The sequence below is a fragment of the Formosimonas limnophila genome, assembly GCF_014652675.1.
GTDB classification, from domain to species: domain Bacteria; phylum Pseudomonadota; class Gammaproteobacteria; order Burkholderiales; family Burkholderiaceae; genus Hydromonas; species Hydromonas limnophila.
Genome location: NZ_BMZG01000010.1, coordinates 21,060 through 45,695, shown reverse-complemented (window position 1 = coordinate 45,695; position 24,636 = coordinate 21,060). Strand labels below are relative to the sequence as shown.

Genomic DNA, 24,636 nt, shown 5'->3' with positions numbered 1-24,636 from the left:
GTGATAGAAAAAGATGCTCTTTTTTCTACGACTTTTAGTGAGCCAATCCCTCTGGCTGCTTCGAGCCAGCACTGCTGGCTTCGGGCGTAATGACTTCTGGCTCAATGATTGGGTTAATTGGCTTTTCGAGCGAATGCTTGAGCACCTCATCAATCCACTTAACGGGGATGATTTCCAAACCATTTTTCACGTTGTCTGGAATTTCAGTCAAATCCTTAACGTTTTCATGAGGTATCAAAGCCACAGTGATACCGCCACGCAATGCAGCGAGTAGCTTTTCCTTCAAACCACCGATGGCCAATACTTCACCGCGCAAGGTAATCTCACCCGTCATCGCCACATTAGATCGAACAGGATTGCCCGTCAAAGCAGATACCAACGCCGTGGTCATAGCGATACCTGCCGAAGGACCATCTTTCGGTGTCGCTCCCTCTGGTACATGGACATGGATGTCTTTTTTCTCAAACACGCCGTTTGAAATACCAAAGGCGTTGGCACGAGAGCGCACCACAGTCCGCGCCGCTTCAATCGACTCTTTCATGACATCACCCAACGAACCTGTGCGCGTCACCGCGCCTTTGCCAGGCATGGTTTGTACCTCAATGGTGAGCAATTCACCACCGACCTCTGTCCATGCCAAACCAGTGACTTGACCCACTTGGTTCTCTTTCTCTGCCACACCAAAGCTGAAACGGCGTACGCCAAGGTAAACATCCAAGTTAGAGGAGTCCACAGTCACCATTTTGAGCTCTTTGTTGAGCAACAGCATTTTGACGGCTTTGCGCAGAATTTTCGAGATATCACGCTCTAACGAGCGCACACCAGCTTCTCGTGTGTAATAGCGAATGATGTCTCGCAAAGCTTCCGAAGCAACCACCACTTCACCTGCTTTCAAACCATTGTTTTTGATTTGTTTGGGTAAGAGGTACTTTTCCGCAATCGAGAGTTTCTCATCTTCGGTATAGCCAGACAAGCGAATCAACTCCATCCGGTCAAGCAACGGCCCAGGGATATTCAGCGAATTAGAGGTCGCCAAGAACATCACATCGGATAAGTCGAAATCGACCTCAACGTAGTGATCCGAAAACGTGTTGTTTTGCTCTGGGTCAAGGACTTCTAACAAGGCTGAACTTGGATCACCACGGAAATCAGCGCCCATCTTGTCAATTTCATCGAGCAAAAACAATGGGTTGCGCACGCCAACCTTCACCAAACTTTGCAAAACACGCCCCATCATCGCGCCAATGTAGGTGCGGCGATGACCACGAATCTCGGCTTCATCACGCACGCCACCCAAAGCCATGCGCACGAATTTTCGGTTAGTGGCACGTGCGATGGACTGACCCAGCGAGGTTTTACCCACACCTGGCGGGCCGACTAAGCACAGAATGGGTGATTTGTTTTTGTCCACGCGCTGCTGCACAGCCAAATGCTCTAAGACACGATCTTTGACTTTTTCTAAGCCATAATGGTCTTCATTGAGCACTTTTTCCGCGAAGGCCAAATCCGTGTTTTGCTTGGTTTTTTTCTTCCAAGGCAAGCTGACCAAGGTTTCGAGGTAGTTACGCACCACGCCAGCTTCCGCAGACATTGGAGACATGAGTTTGAGTTTTTTCAATTCAGCATTGGCTTTGTCGAGTGCTTCTTTCGACATTTTTGCCGCGACGATTTTTTTCTCTAACTCTTCAATGTCCGCGCCTTCTTCGCCCTCACCGAGTTCTTTTTGAATCGCTTTGACCTGCTCATTCAAATAATACTCACGCTGACTTTTTTCCATTTGGCGTTTGACGCGACCTTTGATGCGTTTCTCAACCTGCAGGATGTCAATCTCGATTTCGAGCTGGTGCAAAACATCTTCAAGACGACTTTTGACGTCAAAAGACTCGAGCAACTCTTGCTTGAGCTCAAGCTTAATCGGTAAATGCGCGATAATCGTGTCAGCCAAATGCGCACCGTCATCAATCGTCGCCAGCGTGGTCAAAATCTCGTCGGGGATTTTCTTGTTTAATTTGACATACTGGTCAAATTGGGCAATCACCGTGCGACGCAAAGCCTCAATTTCAGCCGTATCATTCGCATCGGTTGAGACTTCATTAGCCACGCAAACCAAATGATTATTTTGCTCATGCACATTGACCAGCATCGCCCGAACACGCCCCTCCACCAGCACTTTAATCGTGCCATCAGGGAGCTTGAGCATTTGCAAAATACGCGACACGCAACCGACCTGATACAAATCAGCCGCATCTGGATTGTCCTTTTCAGGATTTTTTTGCGAGACCAGCACCACATCCAGCTCTTGGGTCATGGCCGCTTCTAAGGCGCGAATCGACTTCTCACGCCCCACAAACAAAGGAATCACCATGTGGGGAAACACCACCACATCGCGCAGCGGCAGCAAGGGCAGGTGACCGGCCGTCAGCGCGGTCATTTCGCGGCTCGGTTCAACCGTTGGCTCATTTGACGTGCCATCGTTAGGCTCGCCCAACCCTGTGAAGGGCTTTTCGTCTTGATCACTCATCGTTTTCTCCTTCGTTGATTCATGAATTGCATCGCATATAACAACGATGAATGCAGGTATTAACAAAAATACCCTACTTAACAACCTATCTAAGGCTGATTGTACAAAAAACAAGGGCGCATCGGTGAAATGATGCGCCCTTAATTGACCGTTCTCGCCAAAGTGTTATAGCGCTCTGGCTCGGAAGGTATCACACGTGCGCCAATCGCCCGTTTTTAGACCTTGCGTGAACCAACGCGCGCGCTGTGCGGATGAACCGTGGGTAAAACTATCGGGCACGGCATAACCCTGCGCTTGTTTTTGCAAATAGTCGTCACCGATTTTATGAGCAGCATTCAAACCTTCTTCAATGTCACCCTGCTCCAAAAACTGGTATTTCTCTTGGGTTTTATTCGCCCACACACCCGCAAAGCAATCTGCCTGCAATTCCAGTCGAACCGACAAGGCATTCGCCTGTGTTTCAGAGACGCGTTGACGCTGTGCGTTTACCTGCTCTTCAATGCCCATTTGGTTTTGTACGTGATGCCCCACCTCATGCGCGATGACATAAGCGTATGCAAAATCACCACCCGCGCCCATCTGACGACTCATTTGCGCAAAAAACGACATATCTAAATAAATTTTTTGATCACCTGGACAATAAAACGGTCCTGCAGCGGCTTGCCCCACCCCACAAGCGGTGCGTGTCGCGTTTTCGTACAACACCAAAGCAGGCGGTTGATAGCGACCACCCGCTTTGGCGAATTCGTCTGTCCACACTGTTTTGGTGCTTTGCAGGATTTTTGAGACAAATACCGCGTTTTGGTCTTTGTTGTACTGACCGACAGGTGCTGATGGCGCTGCTGCGCTACTGTTGGAATTGACCGCATCCAAACCAGACAAGGTCGTTGAAGGACTCACCCCAAAAACAAAATAAGCAATCGCCGCCAAAATCAAGCTGCTAATCCCCAAACGACCACCGCCGCTGATTCTGCCACCGCCACCACTCTGACCACGACGATCTTCAATATCGCCACTCTCGTCAAATTGATCCAAACGCATAATATTTCCTTTAGAGCACAGTCAATCAGCCACCACGCTGACGAACCGATTCAAACAAACAAACACCCGCCGCCACCGATACATTCAAACTCGATACTGAACCTGCCATAGGAATGCTAACCAGTTCATCACAAGTCTCACGGGTCAAACGACGCATGCCCTCACCCTCCGCGCCCATGACCCAAGCCATCGCACCGCCGACTTTTGCTTGATACAACGGCGTTGAACCTTCATCATCCGTACCGACCACCCAAATATCGTGCTCCTTTATTTCGCGCAAGGTTCGCGCCAAATTCGTCACCATGATGTACGGCACATGCTCAGCAGCGCCAGAAGCCACTTTAGCCACTGTCGCGTTAATGCCCACCGCTTTGTCTTTCGGTGCAATCACCGCGTGCACACCCGCCGCATCCGCCACACGCAGACACGCGCCGAGATTATGCGGATCGGTAACGCCATCGAGTACGAGCAAAAGTGGCGGCATTATGACATTCTCAAGCACTTCATCCAAGCTTTTCGCCAATGCCACATCAGTGGCCACTGCCGCCACACCTTGGTGACGATTGTGTCCCACCAAGCCATCCAATCGTTGTTTGTCGACCAAGCGCGGCTCAATTCGCAAGCGATTAAGAAGTGTCAAAAAGTTCTGCATGCGCTTGTCCGCACGCGATTGCTCCACATACACCTCATGAACACTCGTCGCTGCAACGCGCAAACGCGCTTGTACCGCATGAAAACCAAAGAGAATTTTACCGCTGCTCATAAACATCCTTTATTTTAAGCCGTCATTGTAGTAGAAAACCCCGCATACGGCGATAAAAAAGGCTTGCCCATGAGGCAAGCCTTTTCAAATCAGCTGAGATATCTCAGCGATAAGTGCGCAACTGCATCGCAAAACTTTGTAAAACGGCAATGCCGCTTTTCTCTGCTCGATCACACCAATCGTGTAAGTGCGCCAAAAGCTGTTCGCGCGAGAGATTAGAACGACGCCACAACGTGGCCAATTCATTGCGCATGTCATACATTTTTTGCAACGTCGGGCTCACTTTGATTTCACCTTCTAAATGCTCAATCACTTCGGGCGACATATTGTCTGTGTCTTTAACAAGGACTTTTTTGAGGCTGGCCAAGCGTTTTGCCGCCGTTTTGTCTACGTCACTGAGTTTTTCTACCTCGGCCTTTAAACCAGATTTGAGTGAGCGCGCATAGGTCGCCATCACTTCATAGCGATTTTTGATGATGGATTCAAGCGTGTGCTCGTCAACAGGGATGTTTTTCACAAATACTGGCTTAGGCGGTGTTTTTTTCACTTTAGCCAAACCCAGCGCGCTCAGAATCCGAATGTACATCCAACCAATGTCAAACTCGTACCATTTGTTCGACAGCTTCGCAGACGTTGCATACGTATGGTGATTGTTGTGCAGCTCTTCACCACCAATCAAAATACCCCACGGAAAAATATTGCGTGCCGCATCGGAGTTGTCGAAATTGCGATAACCCCAAAAGTGACCAATCCCATTAATCACACCCGCCGCCCAAAATGGAATCCACGCCATCTGAATCGCCCAAACGGTCAAACCCGCCACACCAAACAAAGCGACATTGATCACCATCATGAGCGAAACACCCAGCGTGGTATAACGCGTATACAAATGACGCTCAATCCAGTCGTCAGGCGTACCGGCGCCGTATTTGTCGAGTGTTTCTTGATTTTTTGCTTCGATGCGGTATAAATCCGCACCTTTCCACAAAACCTCACTCAAACCACGCGTTTGAGGGCTGTGTGGATCTTCTTCGGTTTCACATTTTGCATGGTGTTTGCGATGAATAGATGCCCATTCCTTGGTGTTTTGCCCTGTCGCAATCCACAACCAAAAACGGAAAAAATGCGACACAATCGGGTGCAAGTCCAGCGCGCGATGCGCCTGATGGCGGTGCAGGTAAATCGTCACCCCCGCAATGGTGATGTGCGTGGTAATTAATGTATAAGCAGCTATTTGCCAGAAAGAAAAATCCAACAAACCATTCGACAAGAATGTTAAAAAAGCGTCCATGGTCAAAAAACCTCGGTAGTTAAAGAATCTACATTTTACTTCATAAATCAACGAGTTGTGCAAAAATGGAACACATCAAGCGTTGTGCCTCATACAGCCAACTATGCGCCTCTGGGATGATGCTGCGCATGGATTTTTTTGAGTCGCTCTTTGGCGACATGGGTATAAATTTGTGTGGTTGAAATATCCGAGTGCCCCAGTAACGTCTGCACCACGCGCAAATCCGCGCCATGATTGAGCAAATGCGTGGCAAAAGCATGACGCAATGTGTGCGGCGAAATCAGCGTGATCGGAATACCCGCTTGAATCGCATAACCTTTAATGATGTGCCAGAACATTTGACGGGTCATTGCTGCACCTCGATTATTGAGAAATACCGCATCACACGTCTTACCTTTGAGCAACACAGGTCTTGCTTGGTTCAGATACGTTTGGATATGCACTGCGGCCTCTTCGCCAAATGGCACAAGGCGGGTTTTATCACCTTTGCCTGTGACACGCACCACTCCATCCGTCAAAGAGAGATTGAGCATTTTCAAGTCAACCAACTCAGAAACGCGCAAGCCGCTGGCATAAATCAGCTCAATCATGGCTCGATTTCGTAAGCCCAACGAGCTTTGGTCTGGGGCATGGATGAGGGCTTCTACTTGCGCTTCAGACAGGCTTTTGGGCAAACGAGCAGAGGGTTTGGCCAACAGCAGTTGAGCACACGGGTCATGGTTGAGCAGATGGTTTTCACGCGCCCACAGATAAAATCGTTTGAAACTGCCAATTTTTCGGTTGGTCGACGTTGATTTTTTCACCACGCCATCACCATAGAGATAAGCCAGATAACCTTGTAAGTCAAGGGCTTGGGCATTAATCAATCCTTTGCCCTGCGCGTGTAGAAACTTGGCCAGTAAGTTGACATCACTGCCATAAGCAGACCGGGTGTTCTTAGACAAGCCATGCGCCAACCAAAGGCTGCTGGTGAATTGATCAATCAGGGCGCTGTCTGGGTGGTTTTGGCTCATAAGAATTTAATAGCTCAAACCTTCGTGTTGCAGCAACCAACGTTTGACATCTACATAGAACCCAGCGTCATCATGTCGTGCAAAGCCACCAATACCACCAGCAGCCACGACCCGATGACATGGCACGATTAATGGATAAGGATTCGCCCCACAAGCGCCACCAACCGCACGCGGACTGCCGCACTCAATGGTTTTGCCGACTTGTTTGTAAGTATGAACATTTCCCATGGGGATTCGTGAAATCGCTTGCCATACCCGATTTTGAAAAACGGTGCCTTGTGCGACCAAAGGCAAGTCAAAACCTTTTCGGGCATCTTTTAAGTACGCTTTGACTTGCTGAGCCGCCTTTTTTGCCAGCGGCATATCACTGACATGGGCAGGAGCACCATCGGGCAAATACAACAACTCAAACAACGACTGCTTGTCTGCCGTCAAACGCAATCCAACCGCGCCAAATGGTGCAGGCACGATGGCATCAAACCACTCTGGGTTGATGCGCAGCTGAGCAAAAGCGGTATTGTCGAACATGATAAATAATAATTATGATGGATTTTGTTGGCGTTTTTTATCTGCCAATTCTTTCATGGCTTGATGTTTCTTTAACTTCAGATAGCCAAACAAAACCACCAAAAAAACGGTGCCCAATAAACCAACGGCGGTGACAAACTGATCCCACATGATGTGTCCTTCTCTTCTTGTGATGAATTGATTTAAATTAAAGCGACTCGACATTGACCGAGATACTTTGCAAGCCTTTCAAACCTTTCGGCAAAGGAAAGCTAACCGCCTCCTCGACGCCTTCAAGCACCGATACTTGCGTCGCACCCAACTCGCGAATGCGGGTTAAGACGCTTTGTACCAAAACTTCTGGTGCCGATGCACCCGCTGTCACGCCAATTTTTTTGGCATTGGCCAACCAACTGGCTTGTACATCATCCGCCAAATCAACCATGTAGGCGGCCACGCCCATTTTTTCGGCCAATTCACGCAAACGATTAGAATTTGAACTATTCGGGCTACCCACAACAATCACAACATCCACCTGCGGCGCGAGTACCTTCACTGCGTCTTGGCGATTTTGGGTGGCATAGCAAATATCAGCCTTTTTGGGTGCATGAATGTGAGGAAAGCGCTCTTTTAAAGCGTCAATAATGCCCCGAGTGTCATCCACCGAAAGCGTGGTCTGCGTGACATAAGCAAGCTGCTCAGGATTAAGAACACTCACAGCGGCCACATCAGCTTCCGTCTCGACCAAATAAATACCATCGTCGGCCTGACCCATTGTGCCTTCCACTTCAGGATGCCCTTTGTGGCCGATCATGATGACCTCAAGTCCTTGCTCACGCATTTTAACGACCTCAACATGGACTTTGGTGACCAAAGGACAAGTGGCATCAAAAATCTGCAAACCACGCGCCGCAGCTTCCTCACGAACCTCACGAGACACGCCATGCGCGGAGAAAATCACCGTACTACCGGTCGGCGCTTCGTGCAACTCCTCGATAAACACCGCACCTTTGGTGCGCAAATCATCGACGACATATTTGTTGTGAACGATTTCATGGCGCACATAAATCGGTGCCCCATACTGTTGTAACGCACGTTCAACGATCTCTATCGCGCGGTCAACACCCGCGCAAAAGCCACGTGGCTGAGCCAATAACACTTCCATCACAAAACCCCTATGATTTGCATTTCGAGGCGAATCGGATGCCCCGCAAGCGGATGATTAAAGTCCACGAACGCGCCGTCCTTTTGCTCATTCCAGCCTTTGAATATCCCCGTCATTTTGTAACCATTGGGCATGGCAAACTCGACAAAATCACCATTGGCAAAACCATCCACATGTGGATTGCCTTCTAACAGTAAAGACTTGCTTACTTCTTGCAATAGCTCAGAATTGTAGTCACCAAAGGCCTCATCTGCAGATACATCAAACACCTCATGCGCCCCTTCGCTCAAACCCAACAAGCGGCTTTCCATAAAGGGGGCTAACTGGGCTTGCCCAACAGCCACCGTCGCGGGGTTGCCCTCAAAGGTACTCAAAAAATCACTCAGGACATCACCCAACACCGTGAGGCGATAATGAAGCGTCACGTGTGAGTGCTCACTGATGACGGGAAGATTGACTTGCTTAAAATCAGACATTCGGGTTTAATTCCTTTTATTCTATATACCACAATACGCGCCGCGGTCTCTGACTGCTCAGCTGCGTCAATTCACTGCCAAATTATATCCGATTATGTCCATCACCGATTGGCCTGTTGACGAACGTCCTCGCGAAAAGCTCATGACCCAAGGTGCCGCCAGTTTAAGCGATGCCGAGTTGCTGGCGATATTCTTACGCATCGGTGTGACAGGCAAAAGTGCGGTTGAGCTCGCCGATGAGCTGCTCGCACATTTTGGCTCACTCGCAGCCCTGTTTGACGCAAGTGAGTCAGAGTTATCCCAAATAAAAGGAATGGGAGAGGCCAAATATGCTCAACTACAAGCCATCCTTGAAATGAGCCGCCGTGCACTGGTCTCTAAACTCTCCATTCACAATGGTTTTGAAAACAGCGCAGCTCTTAAAACTTACATTGAACACCAACTCCACGGACAAACAACAGAGCAGCTCATCGTTCTATTTTTCAGCCCAAGCCTTACTCTGATTACTTGCGAGGTTATGAGCACAGGCACACAACGTCACACAGACCTGCCAATTCGCGCCATCGCTCAACGCGCCTTAACACTTAACGCCCATGGTTTGGTCCTTGCACATAACCACCCGCATGGCCACGCTGAACCATCGATTGATGACATCACCAGTACAGTGTTGATACAAAAGCATTTGGAAGCGTTGGATTTACACATTCTCGATCACTTTATTGTCGCTGCTGGTAAACCCATTTACAGCATGATTGAGCATGGCGACTTAATCACTGTATAGTCGATTACCTGTTGATACTCCTTTTGCCTCATCAAACAGCGTGTACAAAAATTGACCAAATCGGCACACCTTTGAAAAGTTCATGCTAACATGCACTCCAAGCGTATGCGGGTTTTACTTAATTCCGTACCGCTCCACGGGTTTGGCTCATCAGAGTCAATACTTTCAAACAGTTTTGAATCAAAGGAAATATCATGGGATTGATCGACGGTCTTTTGGGTGCGGCTCTGGGCGGCAACAACAACAGTAACAATGGTTTGCAAGGCGCACTGCTCCAAGCAGTGATTGGCATGATTACAAAACAAGCAGGCAGCAACAGCGGCGGCTTGGGTGGTTTAATTGGCGGTTTGCTCGGCGGTGGCCAGCAGCAATCGAGTGGTTTGGGTGGTTTGCTCGGCGGCTTACTCGGTGGCGGTCAGCAAAACAACGACGCAGTCGCAGGTGGTTTGGGTAGCTTGACGGGGATGCTTAGCCAACTCGGTTTGGGTGACCAAGTACAGTCATGGATTGGCACTGGCGAGAACCAGCCTGTTTCTGCTGATGACATCCAAAAAACTTTGGGCGCAAACGGTACTTTGACTGAATTGGCTCAAAGTGCAGGCGTTTCTGAAGGTGAAGCAGCAGGTGGTTTGGCTGAGTTGTTGCCTAACTTAATCAACCAGCTGACCCCAAATGGTAAAATCGATGCCAACGACATTGGCTCAATTTTAGGTAGTTTACTCGGCGGTAACAAATCTTAAGCCTACACAGACATTCACAACAACGACAAAGCGAACCATTAGGTTCGCTTTGTTCATTTGCCACAGTCGCCAAAAACCAAATCCACTCTCAATCGCAGGCCTTAGAAAAGAGCTTCTCTTTTAACCAAAAAATCCCCAACTGTGTTTTCACATCAGGTACCCAGCCTTGCTTCATCCAAGCCTCAAGCTCCACAAACGGTACCCTCATGACCTGCAAAAACTCATGATTATCCAACGCTTGCTCGCTTTGTTTCGTCAATCCACGCGCAATATAAAAATGAATCACTTCATCGCAGTACGCAATCGCATTGTGAATGTCTGTCACATGCTCCCACTCTGCGGCGGTGTAGCCAGTCTCTTCAAGTAACTCTCGCTGCCCTGTCTGCAAAGGCTCTTCGCCTTCATCCTTTTTACCAGCAGGAAACTCAACGAATACTTGACGCAGCGGATAGCGATACTGCCGCTCAACCAACACATCCCCATTGTCAAAAACAGGCATGACCATAACCGCGCCTGGATGCTTCATATGCTCACGCACAGCCGTTGCGCCATCGGGCAACGCCACCTTGTCATGAAAAACATGAAAGAAATAACCATCATAAACCTGCTCACTGCTGACAGTCGTTTCTAACAAACCAGACTCATTGAGCAACTGTGCACGTGTCATACTCATGTTCATCTATCCCACAAATACCGATGGGCAAAAGCAGGAAATGCCGCCACCACAAACAGCAAAAAAGTCGCCGCATAAAAAGCCCAGCCCTGCGATGCAATTTGCCCCAGTGTTTTTTCCAGCGCCAAGCCGACCACCACAAATAGCCCATAAGCGAGCAAAAACTCAACCACATGCAGCCATGGTTTCTTGCGTGCCGCACGCAACAAAGGCAGCCCCAAGAAAAAACGCTCACCCATAAACGGCAAAGACGCCAGAACCAGTCCAGCGCCTAAGAGAACCCAACCTGAAACCGTCATTATTGCCCTAAACTTTTAAGTACGGTATTAAATGCCATATTAAGCAGCCCCGACGCCAGCCAAGGCATAAAACCAAGTGCCAGCAAAAACAACACGTTCAGGCTCAACACCCAATGATGCGATAGAGAAAATTCAATTTTACTGTCTGTTTCAGGCTTATCGAAATACATAAGTTTAACCACACGCAGATAGTAAAAAGCACCAATCAAAGAGAACAACACCGCAATAACCGCCAACATGTTGTGTCCTGCCAAAACCAAGCCTTGAATAATGACAAATTTTGCCAAGAAGCCCACCAGCGGTGGGATACCAGCCAATGAAAACATGATGATCAAGACCAAAAATGCCAACCATGGATTGCGATGGTTCAAGCCCTTTAAATCATCCAACTGATCGGCCTCAAAACCTTGAGCACTCATAGCCAAAATCACACCAAAACCAGCCAACGTCGTGATGGCATAAATAATCACATAATAAAATCCAGCCCCAACGCCACTTAACCAAGCAAACTCATCCAAGCTTGGCTTGGTCGCCAAAAAGCCCAGCAAAACAAAACCCATGTGCGAAATACCAGAGTAAGCCAACATGCGCTTGAAATTCTTTTGGCGAATGGCTGACAAATTACCCAATGCGAACGACACCACCGCCATTGAAGCAAACATGCTGCTCCAATCAACGACCAATGACGGTAGACCTTCGACGAAGATGCGCACAACCATAATGAATGCAGCAATTTTTGGCGCGGCAGAAATCATCAATGTCACGGCAGTTGGTGAGCCTTGATAAACATCTGGCACCCACATATGGAATGGTACCACGCCGAGCTTAAACGCCACACCAGCCACCAAAAACACCAAACCAAATACCAACACTTGATTTTGTACCTTACCACTGGCAATCGTGCCTGCAATTTGTTGAATATCCAACGCACCACCTGTCGCACCATAAATCATCGAGATACCAAACAACATGAAACCTGAAGCAATCGCTCCCAAGATGAAATATTTCATCGCCGCTTCAATTGAGCGCACATGGTCACGACGTAACGCCGCCATCGCATACAAAGAGAGCGCTTGCAACTCCAAGCCCATGTACAACGCCACCAAATGGTGTGATGAAATCATAATCATTTGACCAACGAGCGCGAACAAGGACAGACTGTAATACTCACCGTGCAAAAAACCACGATCAGCAGCGTAGCGCTGACCGTAAACAAATGTCGCTGCCACACAAATATAAGCAAACATTTTGGCCAAATTGCCCATTGGGTCAGAGACAAACATCTCATTGAATGTCTCCAGCATCAAACCACTATGCAACTGATTTGCCGTCAAAATGCCCGCACCAGCCAAGCCAAGTAAACTCACCGCATGAATCACTGAACGCTGCGCGTCTTTGCGGCACAACTCAAGTAACAACACCGCAGTCGCCACCAAGGCCAACAAAATTTCAGGGTAGGCAATAAAAAAATTTGACATAAAATAACCTAAAAGCCATTCAAAAAGGGGCTTCAACCACTGCCATCACATCAGCAGTTCGTCAAAGGCTCAAAAAGCAACCGTCACTTTTTGCTTCATTCATCAAGGGCACAAAAGCCCCAGTTTATATTATGGGAGCAACTTGCTCTGCGCCACATGCTTGAGCAACTCACCCACCGACACGTCCATCGCAGAGGTGAATGGTGCAGGATACAAGCCCATCGCCAGTACGGCAATGGCCAAAATCCATAAAATCGTCAACTCACGGGCATTCACATCAGTCAGTTCTTTGACATGGTGATTGGCAACCTCACCAAATACCACACGCTTGAACATCCACAGCGAATAAGCTGCGCCAATGACCATAATGCTCGCTGTCAGCGCACCAATCCAAAAATTAAATTTCGTCGCACCCAGAATCACCATAAACTCACCCACAAAGCCACTGGTTGCTGGCAAACCCGAGTTTGCCATGGTAAAGAGCAAAAAGAATGCAGCAAATTTCGGCATCGTATTGACCACACCACCATAAGCTGCAATTTCACGGCTATGCACGCGGTCATACAAAACACCAATACAAAAGAACATGGCCGCGGAAATAAAACCGTGCGAAATCATTTGGATGATAGAACCCTGAACCGCAATACTGTAACCCATACCATTTTGATCAAACATGAAAAAACCGAGGGTCACAAAACCCATGTGCGCAATTGATGAGTACGCCACGAGTTTTTTCATGTCTTTTTGAACCAATGCAACGAAAGCAATGTACACAATCGCCACCAAAGAAATCGTCACCACAAAGCCAGCTAATGCATGCGACGCATCAGGCGCAATCGGCAACGAGAATCGCAAGAAACCATAGGCACCGAGCTTGAGCATAATCGCCGCCAACACCATTGAGCCACCTGTCGGTGCTTCAACGTGGGCATCAGGCAACCACGTGTGGACAGGCCACATCGGCACTTTCACCGCAAAAGCCATAAAAAATGCGCCGAACAACAATTTTTGGGCATTCAATGACAGTTTGACTTCATGCCACGCCGCGATGTCAAATGTTTTGGTCTGAGTGTACAGATAAATAATCGCGACCAACGTCAACAAAGAACCCAGCAATGTGTATAAGAAGAACTTAAAAGCCGCATAAACGCGATTCGGGCCGCCCCACACGCCGACGATGATGTACATGGGAATCAACGTTGCCTCAAAAAACACATAAAACAACAAACCATCCGTAGTCGTGAACACGCCAATCATCAAACCAGACAAAATTAAAAAAGCAGCCATGTACTGAGGTGCTTTTTCCTGAATCACTTCCCAGCCAGCCAAGACCACCAAGACAGTAATGAATGCCGTCAAAGGCACAAACCACATCGAGATCCCATCCACACCAAGTGCATAGCTCGCAGACAATGACGGCAACCACTCAAAGTTTTCAATGAACTGAAGATTCGCAGTTGAGCCATCAAACCCCGTCATCACGGGTATGGTCACAGCGAAGGCGATGATGCTCCCAATCAAAGCGACTTGACGCGCCAAACCATCACGGCCATTGCGACCGAGCACGATGACGAGCACACCAAACAAGATGGGAATCCAAATCGATAAACTTAACCAAGGCATCATGACACCATTCTTTTTTATAGTCAAAAAGTCAAAAGAGACTTTTTCGTTAAACACGCACCACTGCAAGCTGCACCGCATAAGTCGCGGCACACATATTTTTTATCAACGCATCATCGTGACAAACAGGGTCAAAAACACAACCAAACCGAGAATCATCGCTAATGCATATTGGTAAATCAAACCCGACTGGAACAACGCCACAGCTTGTGAGAAGACATTAACCACGCGTGCCGCACCATTGACAATCAAGCCGTCGATAATTTTCACATCACCCCACTTCCAAAGCAGCTCGCCCAGTTTACGAGCACCACCAGCAAAAAAGGATTCATTGAACTTATCAAAGTAATACTTGTTCTCGAGCAAGGTATTAATCGCACGGGTTTTTCCTTTAATGGCTTTCGGAATCGAGGGTTTAATCATATAAAAATAATACGACAACGCAACACCCGCAATCGCCAAATATAAAGGCAACGTTTTAAAACCATGCGTCACCATGCCAACAGGCCCATGAAAATCTGCTTTCAACTCTTCCATAGTTGGATGAGCCAAGTGAATCACATCTTTAAATGCCACACCATGCTCAAAGAAGCCGCCATACAGCATTGGCTCAATCGCAATGTACCCAATTATCACTGAAGGAATCGCAAGTAAAATCAAAGGTAAAGTGACAACCCATGGTGATTCGTGAGGTTTGTCATTTGGCCCCAAGCCGTGATGGTGACCATGGTCATCGTCGTGATGATCTTCTTCATGACCGTGCGCATGATGCGAAGCATCCATCCAACGCTCTTTGCCATGAAACACGAGGAAGTACATACGGAAAGAATAAAACGCCGTCACAAACACCCCCGCAACCACCGCAAAGTAGGCAAAGCCAGAACCCGCGATGGTTGAGGCATGAACCGCCTCGATAATCGAGTCTTTTGAGTAAAAGCCTGAGAAAAATGGTGTCCCAATCAAAGCGAGCGAACCAATCAATGAGGTAATCCACGTGATTTTCATGTACTTACGCAAGCCACCCATATTGCGAATGTCTTGGTCATGATGCATGCCCATGATGACCGAGCCAGCGCCAAGGAACAGTAATGCCTTAAAAAATGCGTGCGTCATCAAGTGAAAAATCGCAATCGGATAAGCCGATACACCCAGCGCGACCGTCATGTAACCGAGCTGAGACAAGGTCGAATAAGCCACCACACGTTTGATGTCGTTTTGAATGATGCCGAGAAAGCCCATGAACAAGGCCGTAATTGCACCAATAATGAGCACGAATGACAATGCAGCATCAGATAACTCGAACAGTGGTGACATGCGAGAAACCATAAAGATACCAGCCGTGACCATTGTCGCCGCGTGAATCAATGCCGAAATCGGTGTCGGGCCTTCCATTGAATCAGGCAACCAAACATGGAGTGGCACTTGAGCAGATTTCCCCATTGCACCGATGAACAAGCAAATACAAACCACGGTGATGAGCTGCCATTCAAAACCATTGGCAAAAGTCAACTGAGCCAAATCACCCGCCTTAGCAAAGACCTCAGCATAGTTCAAGGAACCAGTGTATGCATAAATTAGGCCAATGCCCAAAATAAAACCAAAATCACCCACACGATTAACCAAAAACGCTTTCATGTTCGCAAAAATCGCCGTCGGTCTGTTGTACCAGAAGCCAATTAGTAAGTAAGACACCAAACCAACCGCTTCCCAGCCGAAGAACAGCTGCATGAAGTTGTTGCTCATAACCAACATCAACATCGAAAACGTGAATAGAGAAATGTAAGAGAAAAAGCGTTGATACCCAGGATCCTCGGCCATGTAGCCCATGGTATAAATATGCACCATCAATGACACAAAGGTGACCACACACATCATCATCACAGTCAAACTGTCGATGAGAAAGCCGACTTCAATTTTCAAGCCATCAAGCATCGCCCACGTATAGACAGTGCCATCAAAGGTAATGCCGTTTTGCACCTCAAAAAAGACTTTCACTGAGGCCAAGAACGAAACCAAAACCCCAAAGATAGTGAAATACGAAGACGGCTTACGACCGAGCTGCTTGCCAAACAAGCCAGCCAAAATCGCCCCCACCAGCGGCGCCATTGGTATCAAAAGGTATAACGGATTCATGTTTTCTCGCTCAATAAATGCTTCTAATGTTTGTCTATGTGAAACGAATTAACCTTTGAGGTTATCCAGTTTATCCATGTCCACAGTATTCATATTTCGGAACAGCACCACCAAAATTGCCAAACCAATCGCAGACTCTGCCGCAGCCACTGTGAGAATAAAAAAGACAAAAATCTGACCTGCAGCATCACCCATTGCATAGGAGAAAGCTACAAAATTCATATTCACAGCCAGCAGCATCAGCTCGATGGCCATTAATAAAACAATCATGTTTTTTCGGTTCAAGACAATACCAATCACGCCAATAGCGAACAGCGCAGAACCCAAGATAAGGTAATGAGATAAATCCAACATTATTTTTTCTCCCCAGTAGACACGACAGCGGCAACAGGTGCCGTCATAACCGAGGCTGCAGGTGTCGCCTCTTCAACCACTGGCACAGGCGGATTGGTCTGATGAGCGGCCATATCCGCCGTCACGTTAACCATGGTCAAACGATCGCTCGCACGGACTTGTGCTTGACGCGACGCATTTTGTGTTTTGGCATCTTTGCGATGGCGCAGCGTGATAATCACCGCAGCGATCAACGCCACCAATAAAATCAAAGCCGCAAGCTCAAATGGTAAGGCATACTGAGTGAACAACACCTCGCCAATCGCTCGAGTGTTCGAGCCTTCCTTCGCCACGGCAGCATAAGCAGGCTTAATGCTGTAATGATGGTAAATCAATGAACCCATTTGAACAACCACCACCGCACCGAGCGCGAGAGCCAAAGGTAGTAGTTTTTTGAAGTCTTTGCGAGGCTCATTCACGTTCAAATTAATCATCATGACCACGAACAAAAACAGAATCATGACCGCGCCAACGTAGACCAAAATCAGCAAGATGCCCAAAAACTCAGCTTGCATCATGATCCAAATACCCGCTGCTGAAAAGAACGATAAAATCAGAAACAGTGCCGCATGCACAGGATTAGGCACGGTCACAACCGCAAGCGCAGACATTAGAAGCACGCCTGCAAATACGAAATATAAAATGCTTTGAACGTCCATTATTAAGCCTTATTGCTTTTGTTCAAATCCAAACAACTTACCGAGGGTTCGATTGTTTGTCTAAAAGTTAAAAATACTGTTGATACTTGTTGACAACAGAAACAAAAAATAAATTACTTTTTTTGATTAATTATCGATATTTTGCATCTGCCGCTCTAGCTGCAGCAATCTCTTCTTCGTACTTGTCACCGACAGCGAGTAGCATTTCTTTGGTGAAATACAAGTCGCCTCGCTTCTCGCCATGGTACTCAAGAATGTGAGTTTCAACGATGGAGTCAACAGGGCAAGACTCCTCACAAAAACCGCAAAAAATACATTTGGTCAGGTCAATATCATAACGCGTTGTGCGGCGCGTACCGTCATCACGCTGCGCAGACTCAATGCTAATTGCCATGGCTGGGCAAACGGCTTCACAAAGCTTGCATGCGATGCAACGCTCTTCACCATTCGGATAACGGCGCAGTGCATGCAAACCACGAAAACGCGGAGAAATTGGCGTTTTTTCTTCAGGGTACTGCAAAGTGACTTTGTTCTTGAAAAAGTATTTGCCTGTGACAGACATACCTTGCAACAATTCAGCCAAGAAAAAACTTTTAAAGTAATGTTTTAATGATGCCATGGTGTTCTCTTTAGTTTAATCATTTCCAGATGCTCAGCGGCGTATGCAACCAAATACCGACCACCAACAACCACAACAACGACACAGGAATAAACACTTTCCAGCCCAAACGCATGATCTGGTCATACCGATAACGAGGGAACGTCGCACGTATCCACAAGAAGAAGAAAATCACAGCGCTCATTTTGAGGAGCATCCACACCACACCAGGTATGAATGACAAGAAAGCCACAGGAGCATCCCAACCACCCAAAAATAACAGTGACGTCAGTGCGGCAATCACATACATATTCGTATACTCAGCGAGGAAGAACAACGCAAAGCCCATACCAGAATACTCAATCATGTGACCCGCAACAATCTCAGACTCACCCTCAACCACGTCAAATGGGTGACGATTCGTCTCAGCCACACCCGAAATCAAATAAACAAGGAACATGGGGAGCAATGGTAACCAGTTCCAAGACAAGAAATTTAAACCCGCATCGGCCATCATGCCCTTTTGCTGGACTTCAACAATGGTGTGGAAATTCAAGCTATTTGACACCATCAACACAACGATGATGGCAAAACCCATAGCGATTTCATAAGAGACCATCTGGGCAGATGCACGCATCGCGCCAAAAAACGCGTACTTAGAGTTCGAGGCCCAACCAGCCAAAATTACGCCATACACACCAACCGATGCGATGGACATGACATACAACAAAGCCGCATCGACATTGGTAATCACAATGTCTTTACCAAACGGAATCACTGCCCATACCGCAAAAGCAGGCACAAGCACCATCATTGGGCCCAAATAATACAAGGGTTTGTCCGCGCGTGTCGGTGTGATGATTTCTTTGACAAGTAGTTTAAGAACGTCTGCAATCGGTTGCAACAAACCAAAAGGTCCCACGCGATTCGGACCAAGACGCCCCTGCATAAAACCGATGACCTTACGCTCCATGAACGTCAAATAAGCCACAGAGAGCAAAATCGCAACCATCAACGGCACAATGCGAATCAATGCCCAAATAACCATCCATAGGGTCTCACCGAAAACACCAGCACCCCATGTAGTGAATTGATTAATTAACTCCATTATGCTCGCTCCACAGTCACAGAGCCAAATTGGCTACCTAATTGCGCGGCCAAAGCACTGCCCGCTTGAATATCGACCACATTATCGGCCAACGACTCACGCAGCACCGCTTGCGCCTTCACGCGGGCACCATCCTGTGCCACATAAATCCATTCAGCATCACCCGCCAGATCAACGGCCAACCCTAAACTTTCATAAACATTTTTCGCCAAGCCAACCACCAAGGCATCTTGTGCCCAGCCAGTTTTTTGAAGTGACTCTGCGCGGCGCGTCACCGCATCGTTCGCATACGGAGCTACACGAGCTGATTTTTCTAAGCCACCAGTGACAAACGAGGTATCGGCAAGATTCTGCACCGCATTACTGCACAACGCAGCACCATTATCAATAACTTCAGAAAGAGTGGCGCGAACATCTAAAACGTCATTAGCGGTAAAACCAGCAAAACCAAAACGCTCACCCAATACGCGCAGAATTTTCCATGCCGGACGTGACTGAGCCAGAGGCTTGACTACAGGATGGAAGCCTTGCGCACGACCTTCGACATTGACAAATGTGCCCGCTGTTTCAGTAAATGGCGTGGCTGGCAAAATCACATCAGCGTAATCAGCTACTGCACTGGCGTAAGCGTTAATTGCAACAACAAAAGCAGAGTTGAGCGACTTAACGGCTTGCACAGGATTACCCGCATCAAATTGCGGTTCGGTGTTGAGCAACACATAAGCGGCACGAGGTTGCATAAACATTTGTTGCGCGGTCAAGCTACCGTTTTTCGCCACAGCACCAATCCAGTGCGCACCAACAGAGTTTGCACCTTCTGTCAATACCGAAATTGTTGCATTGGTCGCAGTAGCGATGCGATTCGCACTCGCCAGAATTTGAGCGGCTTGTGGGTGATTCAATGCGGCAGCACCAATAACGATGGCTTTATTTTTCGCTTTTGGATCGAGCAGACGCGCAGCGGTGGCAGAAACAAAGTCGTTGCCCTGCGCAGAGGCCGCGATGGCAGCTTCAATCGCGTGCAACCGTTCGAGCCACGCGCTCGGCGCGACGGCGACTTGCGTCGCTTTCATGAGCAAGTCGCCTTGCTCAGCGTTCATCACAAAGAGTTTTGCACCGTGTTTGCTTGCATCACGTAAGCGGGCTGTGAGCAAAGGTTGGTCTGCGCGTAAATCGCTACCAACAATCAAGGCCACGTGAATCTGTGAGAATGTTGCAATTGGCGTACCAAGCCAAGGCGCTCCAGTCAAAGCCTGTGACAATGAATCATCTGTTTGACGCAAATTCACATCAATGTGGTTGCTACCCAAGCCCGTCATAAAGGTTTTCAGCAGGTGGAGCTCTTCCAATGTTGAACTGTTTGAAGCTAATGCACCGATGCTGTCTGCACCATGCTGGCCTTTAATCGTTTTGAGTTGCTCCGTCACATAGGCGAATGCCTCATCCCAGCTGACGGGAACCCATTGGCCATTTTTTTTGATCATTGGCTCAGTGACACGATCATTGGCATTTAAGCCTTCATAAGCAAAACGGTCGCGATCAGCAATCCAGCAGTCGTTGACTTCTGCATTCTCAAGCGGCAGCACACGCATGACCTGACCACCTTTGACTTGAATAATCAAATTAGTACCAAGCGAGTCATGTGGACTGACAGATTTACGGCGAGACAGTTCCCAGTTACGGGCGCTGTAGCGATAGGGTTTAGAAGTGATTGCACCGACAGGGCACAAATCAATCATATTGCCCGAGAGTTCCGACGAAACGCTGTTGCCAACAAATGTCGTGATTTCGGCATGTTCGCCACGCCCGAGCATCCCCAACTCCATCACACCAGCCACTTCTTGGCCGAAGCGCACACAGCGTGTGCAATGGATACAGCGTGCCATTTCTTCCATTGAAATGAGAGGGCCCACATCTTTGGCATGAACAACACGTTTTTCTTCTTGATAACGTGATGAGCTCTTGCCATAACCGACGGCTAAGTCTTGTAATTGGCATTCACCACCTTGGTCACAAATTGGGCAATCCAACGGGTGATTGAGCAACAAAAACTCCATCACATCTTTTTGAGCGGTTTGAGCTTTTGGCGATTCGACTTGTGTGCGCACCACCATACCAGGTGTGACAGGCGTCGCGCACGCAGGCAAGGGCTTAGGCGCTTTTTCGACCTCAACCAAGCACATGCGGCACGATGCAGCAATCGACAATTTTTTGTGATAGCAAAAATGCGGCACGTATTTGCCAAGGGTTTTGACAGCGTCCATGACCATGCTGCCCTCTGGCATTTCGACTTTTACGCCATCAATTTCTAACTCAACCATGATTAGATACCTTCAATTAACGATACGTCGGCACGAGGCAAGACTTGTGCTCAATGTGGTGCGCAAACTCATCGCGGAAATTTTTCACAAATGAGCGAACCGGTAATGCAGCAGCATCGCCCAAGGCACAAATGGTACGACCCATAATATTGCCAGCCACAGAGTCAAGCAAATCCAAGTCTTCTGGACGGCCTTTGCCGTGCTCAATACGATTGACCACACGCCACAACCAACCAGTACCTTCGCGACACGGTGTACATTGGCCACACGATTCTTCGTAGTAGAAATAAGACAAGCGGAGCAGTGATTTGACCATACAACGGGTGTCATTCATCACAATAATCGCACCAGAACCCAACATCGACCCTGCTTTAGAAATCGAATCATAATCCATATTGGTGTCCATCATTACTTCGCCGCGCAGCACTGGCGCGGAAGAGCCACCAGGAATGACGGCTTTAATCGCGCCACCGCGCATACCACCAGCCAGTTCAAGCACTTTAGCAAACGGAGTACCCATCGGTACTTCATAGTTGCCTGGTAAATTCACATCACCTGAAATTGAGAAAATCTTAGAGCCACCATTGTTCGGCTTACCGATGTCAAGATAGGCTTGACCACCCATTTTAAGAAGGAATGGCACAGCAGCGAATGTTTCGGTGTTATTAATGGTGGTTGGTTTGCCATACAAACCAAAAGATGCTGGGAATGGTGGTTTAAAACGTGGCTGGCCTTTTTTGCCTTCAAGTGATTCGAGCAACGCTGTTTCTTCACCGCAGATGTAAGCGCCATAACCATGGTGTGCGAACAAATCAAAATTAAAACCAGAGTTTTGAATGTTGTCACCCAGCAAGTTGGCCGCACGGGCCTGCGCTAAGGCTTGCTCGAAAATATCGTAAACCTCAAAAATCTCACCATGAATGTAGTTATAACCACGAGAGATACCCATCGTGTACGCGGCAATCGCCATCCCCTCAATCAAAGCATGGGGGTTATAACGCAAAATATCACGATCCTTGAATGTGCCAGGCTCACCTTCATCTGAATTACAAACAAGGTATTTCTGACCAGGATACATACGTGGCATGAAGCTCCACTTCAACCCCGTCGGAAAACCTGCACCGCCACGCCCACGCAGAGCTGATAATTTAATGTCAGCAATGATGTCATCAGGCGGCGTTTGTTCGGCTAAGATTTTTTTCAAAACAGAGTAACCGCCACGAGCGACGTAATCGTCCAAGCCCCAGTTGCTGCCATTTAGACCCGCGAGTATCACGGGATCGATGTGTCGATCATGCAAACAAGTCATTTGGCCAACTCCTGCAAGAGTGCGTCGATTTTATCCGTGCTCATGAAACTGCACATTTTATGATTGTTATGCAGCAACACGGGCGCATCACCGCAAGCCCCCATGCATTCGCCTTCTTTGAGGGTGAATAGGCCGTCCGTCGTGGTTTCGTTAAAATCAATACCGAGCTTTTGTTTGATGTATTCAGCCGCATCAACACCGCCAGACAAGGCGCAGGGTAAATTTGTGCAAACAGTGATTTTGTGTTTACCGACAGGCTTTAAGTCGTACATGTTGTAAAACGTTGCGACTTCTTGAACCGCCACTGGTGGCATGTCGAGAATACCCGCGATTTCCAGCATCGTTTCAGGCGACAACCAGCCCAGCTCAGTTTGCGCAATGCGCAATGCACCCATCACCGCAGACTGGGCTTCGGTTGATGGGTATTTGGCGACTTCTGTCGCAATTTTTTCTAATGAGGCTTGAGATAACATTTTTTTACCTGTCAATTTCGCCAAACACAATGTCCTGCGTGCCAATGATGGTGACCACATCGGCCAGCATATGACCACGACTCATTTCGTCCAACGACTGCAAATGCGTGAAACCTGGGGCGCGGATTTTGAGGCGATACGGCTTATTCGCACCATCTGATATCATATAAATACCAAACTCACCCTTCGGATGCTCAACTGCGGCGTAAGCCTCGGATGGCGGGATGTGCATGCCTTCGGAGAATAATTTAAAGTGATGAATCAAAGCTTCCATGTTGGTTTTCATGTCTTCACGCGCAGGTGGCGCAACTTTGTGATCATCTGTGATAACAGCACCTGGATTTTTCTTGAGCCAATCAATGCACTGAACCATGATTTTGCACGACTCCCGCATTTCGGCAATGCGTACAAGGTAACGGTCATACGAGTCACCGTTTTTGCCGACAGGGATGACAAAAGCAAGCTTTTCGTACACTTCGTACGGTTGATTTTTACGCAAATCCCACGCAATACCCGAACCACGCAACATCGGACCCGTAAAACCCCATGATTTCGCGCGCTCAGGCGTGACGATACCGATGTCCACCAAACGTTGCTTCCAAATGCGGTTGTCGGTCAGCAGTGTTTCGTATTCGTCAACATAGTGCGGGAAGCGTTTTGTGAAGTCTTCGAGGAAGTCGAGCAGTGTGCCCTGACGATTCGAGTTGACTTTATTCACTGACGATTGGCTGCGCACTTTGGATTTACGCAATTGCGGCATTGAATCAGGCAAATCACGCGCCACGCCACCTGGGCGATAGTACGCTGCGTGCATACGCGCACCAGACACCGCCTCATAAGCATCGAACAAGTCCTCACGGTCACGGAACGCGTATAAAAACGGGGTCATTGCGCCCACGTCCAGCGCATGTGCGCCAATCCACATGAGGTGATTGAGAATTCGAGTAATCTCATCAAACAAAACACGGATGTACTGAGCGCGCACAGGCACTTGAACACCCAACATTTTTTCGATGGTCATGACATAAGCATGCTCATTGCTCATCATGGAGACATAATCCAAGCGATCCATGTACGGCAAGGCCTGAATGTAGGTTTTGTGTTCGGCCAATTTTTCTGTCGCGCGATGCAACAAGCCAATGTGCGGATCGGCGCGCTGCACAACCTCGCCATCGAGCTCCAACACCAAACGCAACACACCATGCGCCGCAGGGTGCTGTGGACCAAAGTTCAGGGTATAGTTTTTGATTTCTGCCATAATAGTCTCGTCA

23 protein-coding genes and 1 pseudogene are annotated in these 24,636 nt (G+C 48.1%); 2 read left to right on the top strand and 22 right to left on the bottom strand.

What is annotated here, in order from left to right:
* Positions 1–132: 132 nt before the first annotated feature.
* From lon to IE082_RS09405, 9 genes and pseudogenes are all read right to left on the bottom strand, one after another.
* Positions 133–2,431: pseudogene (gene lon / locus IE082_RS09445) on the bottom strand (endopeptidase La); the annotation flags it as partial.
* Between the two features lie 255 nt (positions 2,432–2,686).
* Positions 2,687–3,562, bottom strand: a complete 876-nt coding sequence (ypfJ, locus tag IE082_RS09440; protein WP_189493676.1) for a KPN_02809 family neutral zinc metallopeptidase — start codon at positions 3,560–3,562, stop codon at positions 2,687–2,689.
* 25 nt (positions 3,563–3,587) lie between these two features.
* Positions 3,588–4,325, bottom strand: coding sequence for a 23S rRNA (guanosine(2251)-2'-O)-methyltransferase RlmB (gene rlmB, locus IE082_RS09435; protein ID WP_189493675.1), 738 nt, complete (start codon positions 4,323–4,325; stop codon positions 3,588–3,590).
* A 103-nt stretch (positions 4,326–4,428) separates the two neighbouring features.
* The gene (locus tag IE082_RS09430; protein ID WP_189493674.1) at positions 4,429–5,616 is read right to left on the bottom strand and encodes a DesA family fatty acid desaturase; all 1,188 of its coding nucleotides are present in this window, start codon (positions 5,614–5,616) and stop codon (positions 4,429–4,431) included.
* 101 nt (positions 5,617–5,717) lie between these two features.
* Positions 5,718–6,629, bottom strand: coding sequence for a site-specific tyrosine recombinase XerD (xerD, locus tag IE082_RS09425; RefSeq protein ID WP_189493673.1), 912 nt, complete (start codon positions 6,627–6,629; stop codon positions 5,718–5,720).
* 6 nt (positions 6,630–6,635) lie between these two features.
* Positions 6,636–7,157: a methylated-DNA--[protein]-cysteine S-methyltransferase gene (locus IE082_RS09420; protein WP_189493672.1), complete on the bottom strand. Its 522-nt coding sequence runs from the start codon at positions 7,155–7,157 to the stop codon at positions 6,636–6,638.
* Positions 7,158–7,169: 12 nt separating this feature from the next.
* Positions 7,170–7,307, bottom strand: coding sequence for a hypothetical protein (locus IE082_RS09415; protein WP_189493671.1), 138 nt, complete (start codon positions 7,305–7,307; stop codon positions 7,170–7,172).
* A 37-nt stretch (positions 7,308–7,344) separates the two neighbouring features.
* Positions 7,345–8,301: a 4-hydroxy-3-methylbut-2-enyl diphosphate reductase gene (ispH, locus tag IE082_RS09410; protein WP_189493670.1), complete on the bottom strand. Its 957-nt coding sequence runs from the start codon at positions 8,299–8,301 to the stop codon at positions 7,345–7,347.
* Positions 8,301–8,777, bottom strand: a complete 477-nt coding sequence (locus IE082_RS09405) for an FKBP-type peptidyl-prolyl cis-trans isomerase (RefSeq protein ID WP_189493669.1) — start codon at positions 8,775–8,777, stop codon at positions 8,301–8,303. The genes ispH and IE082_RS09405 overlap by 1 nt, the downstream gene beginning before the upstream one ends.
* A gap of 94 nt (positions 8,778–8,871) precedes the next feature.
* Between IE082_RS09405 and radC the strand changes: the two genes are divergently transcribed.
* Both radC and IE082_RS09395 read left to right on the top strand, forming a co-directional pair.
* Entirely contained in the window at positions 8,872–9,558 is a 687-nt protein-coding gene (radC, locus tag IE082_RS09400) for a RadC family protein (RefSeq protein WP_189493668.1), read from the top strand.
* Positions 9,559–9,752: 194 nt separating this feature from the next.
* Positions 9,753–10,298, top strand: a complete 546-nt coding sequence (locus IE082_RS09395) for a YidB family protein (protein ID WP_189493667.1) — start codon at positions 9,753–9,755, stop codon at positions 10,296–10,298.
* 88 nt (positions 10,299–10,386) lie between these two features.
* On the opposite strand, the gene IE082_RS09390 is transcribed toward IE082_RS09395, so the two are convergent.
* From IE082_RS09390 to IE082_RS09330, 13 genes are all read right to left on the bottom strand, one after another.
* The gene (locus IE082_RS09390; protein WP_229809805.1) at positions 10,387–10,971 is read right to left on the bottom strand and encodes an NUDIX domain-containing protein; all 585 of its coding nucleotides are present in this window, start codon (positions 10,969–10,971) and stop codon (positions 10,387–10,389) included.
* Between the two features lie 2 nt (positions 10,972–10,973).
* On the bottom strand, positions 10,974–11,270 hold the full coding sequence (locus IE082_RS09385) for a DUF2818 family protein (RefSeq protein WP_189493666.1): 297 nt from the start codon (positions 11,268–11,270) through the stop codon (positions 10,974–10,976).
* On the bottom strand, positions 11,270–12,748 hold the full coding sequence (nuoN, locus tag IE082_RS09380) for an NADH-quinone oxidoreductase subunit NuoN (protein WP_189493665.1): 1,479 nt from the start codon (positions 12,746–12,748) through the stop codon (positions 11,270–11,272). Before nuoN ends, IE082_RS09385 begins: the two co-directional genes overlap by 1 nt.
* 129 nt (positions 12,749–12,877) lie before the next feature.
* Positions 12,878–14,371 (bottom strand): NADH-quinone oxidoreductase subunit M, encoded by a 1,494-nt coding sequence (locus IE082_RS09375; RefSeq protein ID WP_373295096.1) that lies wholly within the window; start codon positions 14,369–14,371, stop codon positions 12,878–12,880.
* A 105-nt stretch (positions 14,372–14,476) separates the two neighbouring features.
* Positions 14,477–16,504, bottom strand: a complete 2,028-nt coding sequence (nuoL, locus tag IE082_RS09370) for an NADH-quinone oxidoreductase subunit L (protein ID WP_189493663.1) — start codon at positions 16,502–16,504, stop codon at positions 14,477–14,479.
* A gap of 48 nt (positions 16,505–16,552) precedes the next feature.
* A complete protein-coding gene (gene nuoK / locus IE082_RS09365; protein WP_189493662.1) occupies positions 16,553–16,858 on the bottom strand; it encodes an NADH-quinone oxidoreductase subunit NuoK in 306 nt (101 codons plus the stop codon).
* A complete protein-coding gene (locus IE082_RS09360) occupies positions 16,858–17,556 on the bottom strand; it encodes an NADH-quinone oxidoreductase subunit J (RefSeq protein WP_189493661.1) in 699 nt (232 codons plus the stop codon). The genes nuoK and IE082_RS09360 overlap by 1 nt, the downstream gene beginning before the upstream one ends.
* A gap of 130 nt (positions 17,557–17,686) precedes the next feature.
* Complete coding sequence (nuoI, locus tag IE082_RS09355) at positions 17,687–18,175, bottom strand: NADH-quinone oxidoreductase subunit NuoI (RefSeq protein ID WP_189493660.1); 489 nt, start codon at positions 18,173–18,175, stop codon at positions 17,687–17,689.
* A gap of 19 nt (positions 18,176–18,194) precedes the next feature.
* Positions 18,195–19,262, bottom strand: coding sequence for an NADH-quinone oxidoreductase subunit NuoH (gene nuoH / locus IE082_RS09350; protein WP_189493659.1), 1,068 nt, complete (start codon positions 19,260–19,262; stop codon positions 18,195–18,197).
* Complete coding sequence (gene nuoG / locus IE082_RS09345) at positions 19,262–21,583, bottom strand: NADH-quinone oxidoreductase subunit NuoG (RefSeq protein WP_189493658.1); 2,322 nt, start codon at positions 21,581–21,583, stop codon at positions 19,262–19,264. Before nuoG ends, nuoH begins: the two co-directional genes overlap by 1 nt.
* Before the next feature lie 16 nt (positions 21,584–21,599).
* Positions 21,600–22,892, bottom strand: coding sequence for an NADH-quinone oxidoreductase subunit NuoF (gene nuoF / locus IE082_RS09340; protein WP_189493657.1), 1,293 nt, complete (start codon positions 22,890–22,892; stop codon positions 21,600–21,602).
* On the bottom strand, positions 22,889–23,365 hold the full coding sequence (gene nuoE / locus IE082_RS09335) for an NADH-quinone oxidoreductase subunit NuoE (protein ID WP_189493656.1): 477 nt from the start codon (positions 23,363–23,365) through the stop codon (positions 22,889–22,891). The genes nuoF and nuoE overlap by 4 nt, the downstream gene beginning before the upstream one ends.
* Before the next feature lie 4 nt (positions 23,366–23,369).
* The gene (locus tag IE082_RS09330) at positions 23,370–24,623 is read right to left on the bottom strand and encodes an NADH-quinone oxidoreductase subunit D (protein WP_189493655.1); all 1,254 of its coding nucleotides are present in this window, start codon (positions 24,621–24,623) and stop codon (positions 23,370–23,372) included.
* Between the last annotated feature and the right edge of the window lie 13 nt (positions 24,624–24,636).

Bases quoted from the DNA above. Each gene is read 5' to 3' on its own strand.
- IE082_RS09395 (WP_189493667.1), top strand. From the start codon at position 9,753: ATGGGATTGATCGACGGTCTTTTGGGTGCGGCTCTGGGCGGCAACAAC.
- nuoH (WP_189493659.1), bottom strand. From the start codon at position 19,262: ATGGAGTTAATTAATCAATTCACTACATGGGGTGCTGGTGTTTTCGGT.
- nuoN (WP_189493665.1), bottom strand. From the start codon at position 12,748: ATGTCAAATTTTTTTATTGCCTACCCTGAAATTTTGTTGGCCTTGGTG.
- nuoE (WP_189493656.1), bottom strand. From the start codon at position 23,365: ATGTTATCTCAAGCCTCATTAGAAAAAATTGCGACAGAAGTCGCCAAA.
- IE082_RS09375 (WP_373295096.1), bottom strand. From the start codon at position 14,371: ATGCCTTGGTTAAGTTTATCGATTTGGATTCCCATCTTGTTTGGTGTG.
- nuoL (WP_189493663.1), bottom strand. From the start codon at position 16,504: ATGAATCCGTTATACCTTTTGATACCAATGGCGCCGCTGGTGGGGGCG.
- IE082_RS09330 (WP_189493655.1), bottom strand. From the start codon at position 24,623: ATGGCAGAAATCAAAAACTATACCCTGAACTTTGGTCCACAGCACCCT.
- xerD (WP_189493673.1), bottom strand. From the start codon at position 6,629: ATGAGCCAAAACCACCCAGACAGCGCCCTGATTGATCAATTCACCAGC.
- IE082_RS09405 (WP_189493669.1), bottom strand. From the start codon at position 8,777: ATGTCTGATTTTAAGCAAGTCAATCTTCCCGTCATCAGTGAGCACTCA.
- nuoG (WP_189493658.1), bottom strand. From the start codon at position 21,583: ATGGTTGAGTTAGAAATTGATGGCGTAAAAGTCGAAATGCCAGAGGGC.
- nuoI (WP_189493660.1), bottom strand. From the start codon at position 18,175: ATGGCATCATTAAAACATTACTTTAAAAGTTTTTTCTTGGCTGAATTG.
- IE082_RS09390 (WP_229809805.1), bottom strand. From the start codon at position 10,971: ATGAGTATGACACGTGCACAGTTGCTCAATGAGTCTGGTTTGTTAGAA.
- rlmB (WP_189493675.1), bottom strand. From the start codon at position 4,325: ATGAGCAGCGGTAAAATTCTCTTTGGTTTTCATGCGGTACAAGCGCGT.
- IE082_RS09420 (WP_189493672.1), bottom strand. From the start codon at position 7,157: ATGTTCGACAATACCGCTTTTGCTCAGCTGCGCATCAACCCAGAGTGG.
- IE082_RS09430 (WP_189493674.1), bottom strand. From the start codon at position 5,616: ATGGACGCTTTTTTAACATTCTTGTCGAATGGTTTGTTGGATTTTTCT.
- nuoF (WP_189493657.1), bottom strand. From the start codon at position 22,892: ATGACTTGTTTGCATGATCGACACATCGATCCCGTGATACTCGCGGGT.
- radC (WP_189493668.1), top strand. From the start codon at position 8,872: ATGTCCATCACCGATTGGCCTGTTGACGAACGTCCTCGCGAAAAGCTC.
- IE082_RS09385 (WP_189493666.1), bottom strand. From the start codon at position 11,270: ATGACGGTTTCAGGTTGGGTTCTCTTAGGCGCTGGACTGGTTCTGGCG.
- nuoK (WP_189493662.1), bottom strand. From the start codon at position 16,858: ATGTTGGATTTATCTCATTACCTTATCTTGGGTTCTGCGCTGTTCGCT.
- ypfJ (WP_189493676.1), bottom strand. From the start codon at position 3,562: ATGCGTTTGGATCAATTTGACGAGAGTGGCGATATTGAAGATCGTCGT.
- IE082_RS09415 (WP_189493671.1), bottom strand. From the start codon at position 7,307: ATGTGGGATCAGTTTGTCACCGCCGTTGGTTTATTGGGCACCGTTTTT.
- ispH (WP_189493670.1), bottom strand. From the start codon at position 8,301: ATGGAAGTGTTATTGGCTCAGCCACGTGGCTTTTGCGCGGGTGTTGAC.
- IE082_RS09360 (WP_189493661.1), bottom strand. From the start codon at position 17,556: ATGGACGTTCAAAGCATTTTATATTTCGTATTTGCAGGCGTGCTTCTA.